Origin of the sequence: Synechocystis sp. LEGE 06083, assembly GCF_015207725.1 — a bacterium.
GTDB lineage: Bacteria > Cyanobacteriota > Cyanobacteriia > Cyanobacteriales > Microcystaceae > Synechocystis > Synechocystis salina.
On record NZ_JADEWJ010000290.1, the window covers coordinates 1 to 4,606 of the forward strand.

Genomic DNA, 4,606 nt, shown 5'->3' on the forward strand with positions numbered 1-4,606 from the left:
AGCGTCCTTGAATCGAAAAAATTTTTCCATTCTCCATTGCCATGAAACGACGAAAACTTATTCGTACTGCTGGAGCCGGGTTGCTGGCCGTTGCTGGGGTCCAAATTGGCGATCGACTCAGACCAGCCACAGCCCAAGCTAACTCTGGTTTACAGGTGGAATGGTTGGGCCATAGCGCTTTTTTGTTTTCCGCCAACGGTTTCCGCATCTTGGCCAATCCTTTCCGGGCCATTGGTTGCACCAAGGGATTTCGTTTGCCTAGGGTGCAAGCGGATTTAGTACTCATTAGCTCCCAACTGTGGGACGAAGGGGCAGCGGAGAACTTACCAGGCAACCCAAGAATTTTATTTGAACCGGGCAGTTACGACATCGGCGGCATCCAATTTCAGGGCATCAGTGCGCCCCACGATCGCCTAGGGGGAAGAAGATTTGGTCAAAACGTAGTCTGGCGTTGGAGTCAGGGGGGCATTCGGGTGGTACACATGGGGGGAGCAGCTTCTCCCATCACCGAAGAACAGAAAATTCTTTTGGGCAGTCCTGACCTGGCCCTAATTCCTGTGGGGGGTGGGCCAAAAAACTACGACGCCGCCGAAGCCAAGGCCGCCATGGAAGTGCTCAATCCCCGCATGGTAGTACCGACTCAGTACGCCACTCCTGCCGCTGACCGGGCCAACTGTGACCTCCAAACCCTGCAACCCTTTTTGGATTTGGTGGAAGGCATGAATATTCAACGGATTAATAGTAACCGCCTCTCCCTGCGGGCCAATAATCTGCCGGCGGAAGGCACCCTGATCCGTATCTTCAGTGAACAGGGATTGTTGGCTTAACTGAGCTTGGGAGAGACTGACAAACTTTACCCAAAAAGAGGTCAGATTTTTGGGCAGATTTCAGATTTCCTAAAGGGAACTTTGCCCTGCTTTGCGTTGTTCCGCCAGGTAAATAAATACGGATTTATCGCCAATGTCTGGGTCAAGGGGTTGCCTTGCCTTCCTGGCCACAAAAATCAGGAATAAAATACTGGCCAGGACTAGCCCATCTTTCGCCACAGTTAACGGCAATATCCCAGCTAAATGACCCAACAGCAAGAGGGGAATAAGGGCGGTTAAAAATTTAGTTTCCAGGCGATTGAAACAAAAGGCTTCCTTGAAGAAGATTCCCGTCAGGGCGGCAAAGGTAAAGCCAATACCAAGGACGGTCCAGGGTCGACCATAGACTGTAGTCACTAGAATCTCTGGGTAAGCAAAGCTGAAGTAAAGGGCCGCGAGGGTGCCGATCGCCCAGAAAATTTGCAAAGTGCGGTGCAGTACGGCGAGGTAAATGTGAATCGTCCAGAGGCTCAGTCCCAAACCCGCTGTCATCAGCCAAAAGCAACCTGTGGCCAGGTGGAAATTAACTGCCAAGGGCTGCAATGGTTGGGCTAAAGCCAGAGCTACTCCCAGGCTAAATCCTCCGGCAGCCAAGGCTAAGCCCGTGCGGTAGAGCATGACCTCCCGGCGATCGTGGTCGTTGACGGTGAAGGGGCCAAATTGCCCTTGGTAGGTGGGGTTGACAGTGGTACTTTCCAGCATAATCGTTGCTCCCAAATCAGCACAGTTAGGGCCATTTTCAGCCATGGATAACCATTAATCCTAATTATCCCAGGCCGACCCCTCCATCAGGGGATTTTATGGCGATCGCCATTGCTATTGTTACCCCGACAAGGATAGAATCTAAGCAATCTAAAACATAAATTACATAACCAAAGGTGAATGCCACCTGAAAATGTTCAACGGCCTGTTGGTCTACAGATCCACCGGCAATTGCCCTGTGAAGCCCCAGGGACATCGCTGGAGGCATGGGACAGAATTTCCCCCTGGCAATTTGGCGCCCAGGGAAATTTTTGAACATATTCTTGGTTTTTAGTGATTTTAACCTAGTGCAAAAAGGAGGAACTGGCCATGGTCGGTTTGGAAGCTTGTATTTTCGTGACGGTGATCATCGGCTTTTTGGCCCTGATCTATAAACCCAACCTGTTTATGAAAATCATTGCCATGGATGTGATGAGTACCGGAGTGATTGCCTATTATTGCCTGACTGCCTCCCGCACCGGCTTCCTCACCCCCATTGTCACCGGGGAAAAATCGACTTTGACCTATGCCGATCCTGTGCCCCAGGCGGTGATTTTAACGGCCATTGTCATTGGTCTTTCGATTCAGGCATTGATGTTGGTGGCCACCATGAAGCTGGCCCAAGAGAATCCCACCCTAGAAGTAAAGGCGATTGAGAAACAGTACTGGCCATGACCTTATTTGCAGTTCCAGCGGAATTTAATGCTTTGCCCTGGTTAACCGGGATTATCTGCCTGTCTTTGATGGCGGGGTTTAGTGGTTACCTATTGCCGGCCACCGTCCGATTTTTAACCTTGACCGTTTGTTTGCTGACCCTAGGTTTGGCCTATCTGGGATTTACGGTGCCCGATGTCCAGTCCTGGGTATTGCTAGACAGTTTTGGCGTCACCCTACAGCTAGATGCCCTGGCGGGATATTTCCTGCTCACCAATGCCCTGGTTACTTTGGCGGTGTTGGTTTATTGCTGGAACACCGGCCGTTCAGCCTTTTTCTATGCCCAATTAATTATTCTGCACACTAGTCTCAACTCCGCTTTTCTCTGTGCGGATTTTATGAGTCTTTATGTGGCTCTGGAAGTGGTGGCGATCGCCGCTTTTTGCCTGATGACCTATCCCCGGGAGCCCCGGATTATTTGGTTGGGACTGCGCTATCTCCTGCTCAGCAACACGGCCATGTTGTTTTATCTGATCGGTGTGGCTTTGGTGTACACCAGCAGTGGCTCCTTTGCCTTCAGCGGTTTAACGGACGCTCCCCCCGAGGCGATCGCCTTGATTTTTCTCGGCTTATTGACCAAAGGGGGCATTTTTCTAGCGGGACTATGGTTGCCCCAGACCCACGGAGAAGCGGCCACGCCAGTTTCCGCTGTGCTGTCCGGGGTAGTGGTCAAAGCCGGCATTTTGCCCCTGTTGCGCTGTAGTATGTTGTCCGATCAATTGCTCTTACTGGTGGAAATTTTAGGAGTGGCCACTGCTGTTTTTGGGGTAGCCTACGCCATGCTGGCCAAGGACAGCAAACGCATGTTGGCTTTTCACACCGTTTCCCAAATGGGTTTTGTCTTGGCCGCACCGGTGGCCGGAGGATTTTATGCCCTCACCCATGGCTTAGTTAAGTCTAGTCTCTTCCTCTTGGCCGGCAATTTACCCAGTCGGGACTTCAAAATTCTGAAAAAAACACCGATCGCCGCTGGTTTTTGGGTTCCCCTCGTCCTGGCCAGTTCTTCCATTGCTGGTTTTCCCCTTCTGGCGGGCTTTGAAGCTAAAACCCTTACCCTAAAAGGATTACCCCCCTGGTTGGCGATCGCCCTCAACATTGCTGCCGTCGGCACAGCCATTTCCTTTTCCAAATTTGTCTTTCTCAAACCAAACTTTGTGGGGCAACCCTACCCAAAGGGCCTGGGGCTAGCACTGATGGTGTTATTGGGGGGATTAGCTGTGGGCAATGTGGTTTATTGGCAAGCCTTCACGCCAATGAATTTACTCAAAGCAACTCTGACCTGCATAGTGGGGGCGGCATTGTACTGGGGCGTGGTGAAAAAACTCACCATCAAATTACCGGACGGTGGCGAAAAAATCGATCACTTGATCGGCATGATGAGCGTTAGCTTGACCCTATTATTCGCTTGGATTTTGACATGATTGGTGTCTTAGATTTGGGGCTACGGCTCACGATTTGGTTTTTGCTCACATCGGACTTGAGTCTGGTGAATATTTTGATCGGCATCACTGTGGCGTTGCTAATCCCCCGTCGTTATGTGGCCTCGTCGGTGTGGCGAGACGGTTTGCGTATTGGGAAAGAAATTCTCATTGCCATCCCCCAGGCCTATTGGGAAGCATGGCAAATGATTCTCCGACCCCACACCGAGGAAGTGGTGGAAATGGAACGGGTCAAACCCCAACGTACCCCAGGGCTAATTTTTCTTGATATTTTCCTCATTACCTTTACCCCCAAAGCCTTGGTGCTTAAGTACCACGAAGCGGGGTGGTATGAGGTCCACAACGTCACAAGAAGGAGGCGGCCATGAATTTCCTGGTGTGGTTGATGGTGTTGGCTCTGGTTATTCCCCTGGTGGCAGCGGTGCAGCAGGAGGATGTGTGGTCAAAGATGCTGGCCTTTGCCAGTGTGAGCACCAAAACATCTGTGTTGATTTTGATTGTTTCCGTGATGCGGGACGACTGGATGATTGGGGTGGTGGGGGTTTTGATTCTCAGCGTGGGCAATGCTGCCCTAATGTTATTAGCCCAGGTTTTAAAACGGTTGGAACAAACATGACTAATGTAATTGCCAATATTTTGATTGCCATGGGGACTTTTTTCTGGCTTTGGGGCACCGCCCCTTTACTGGGAAAACGTTCCTCTGTGTTCAAGCTCCATAGCCTTTCCGTTGCCGATACGTTGGGATCGATGGCGATCGTGGTGGGCTTGTTGTTGAAACTGTCGCGGGAATGGCCATTGCTTTTGCTGGCGCTCATTTCCCTGGCGTTGTGGAATACGGTATTGGGC

8 protein-coding genes are annotated in these 4,606 nt (G+C 51.0%); 6 read left to right on the forward strand and 2 right to left on the reverse strand.

The annotated features are described in order from the left end of the window. Positions 1–41: 41 nt before the first annotated feature. Positions 42–827, forward strand: a complete 786-nt coding sequence (locus IQ219_RS16955; protein ID WP_190597733.1) for an MBL fold metallo-hydrolase — start codon at positions 42–44, stop codon at positions 825–827. A gap of 69 nt (positions 828–896) precedes the next feature. On the opposite strand, the gene IQ219_RS16960 is transcribed toward IQ219_RS16955, so the two are convergent. Together IQ219_RS16960 and IQ219_RS16965 are read right to left on the reverse strand one after the other, a co-directional pair. Beyond that, positions 897–1,613 carry a DUF2301 domain-containing membrane protein gene (locus IQ219_RS16960; protein WP_194073384.1) on the reverse strand — a complete coding sequence of 239 codons (717 nt, stop codon included), beginning with the start codon at positions 1,611–1,613 and terminating at the stop codon, positions 897–899. Between the two features lie 19 nt (positions 1,614–1,632). Next, entirely contained in the window at positions 1,633–1,836 is a 204-nt protein-coding gene (locus IQ219_RS16965) for a hypothetical protein (RefSeq protein WP_194073385.1), read from the reverse strand. A gap of 101 nt (positions 1,837–1,937) precedes the next feature. On the opposite strand from IQ219_RS16965, the gene IQ219_RS16970 reads away from it, so the two are divergent. The 5 genes from IQ219_RS16970 to IQ219_RS16990 form a co-directional block, all read left to right on the forward strand. Further along, on the forward strand, positions 1,938–2,282 hold the full coding sequence (locus IQ219_RS16970) for an NADH-quinone oxidoreductase subunit K (RefSeq protein WP_190597736.1): 345 nt from the start codon (positions 1,938–1,940) through the stop codon (positions 2,280–2,282). Beyond that, a complete protein-coding gene (locus IQ219_RS16975) occupies positions 2,279–3,742 on the forward strand; it encodes a cation:proton antiporter (RefSeq protein ID WP_194073386.1) in 1,464 nt (487 codons plus the stop codon). The genes IQ219_RS16970 and IQ219_RS16975 overlap by 4 nt, the downstream gene beginning before the upstream one ends. Beyond that, positions 3,739–4,128, forward strand: a complete 390-nt coding sequence (locus tag IQ219_RS16980) for a cation:proton antiporter (RefSeq protein ID WP_194073387.1) — start codon at positions 3,739–3,741, stop codon at positions 4,126–4,128. Before IQ219_RS16975 ends, IQ219_RS16980 begins: the two co-directional genes overlap by 4 nt. Next, positions 4,125–4,376 (forward strand): hypothetical protein, encoded by a 252-nt coding sequence (locus tag IQ219_RS16985; protein ID WP_190597739.1) that lies wholly within the window; start codon positions 4,125–4,127, stop codon positions 4,374–4,376. Before IQ219_RS16980 ends, IQ219_RS16985 begins: the two co-directional genes overlap by 4 nt. Further along, the coding region (locus tag IQ219_RS16990) for a monovalent cation/H(+) antiporter subunit G (protein WP_194073388.1) at positions 4,373–4,606 on the forward strand (234 nt) is incomplete at its 3' end. The genes IQ219_RS16985 and IQ219_RS16990, both read left to right, overlap by 4 nt.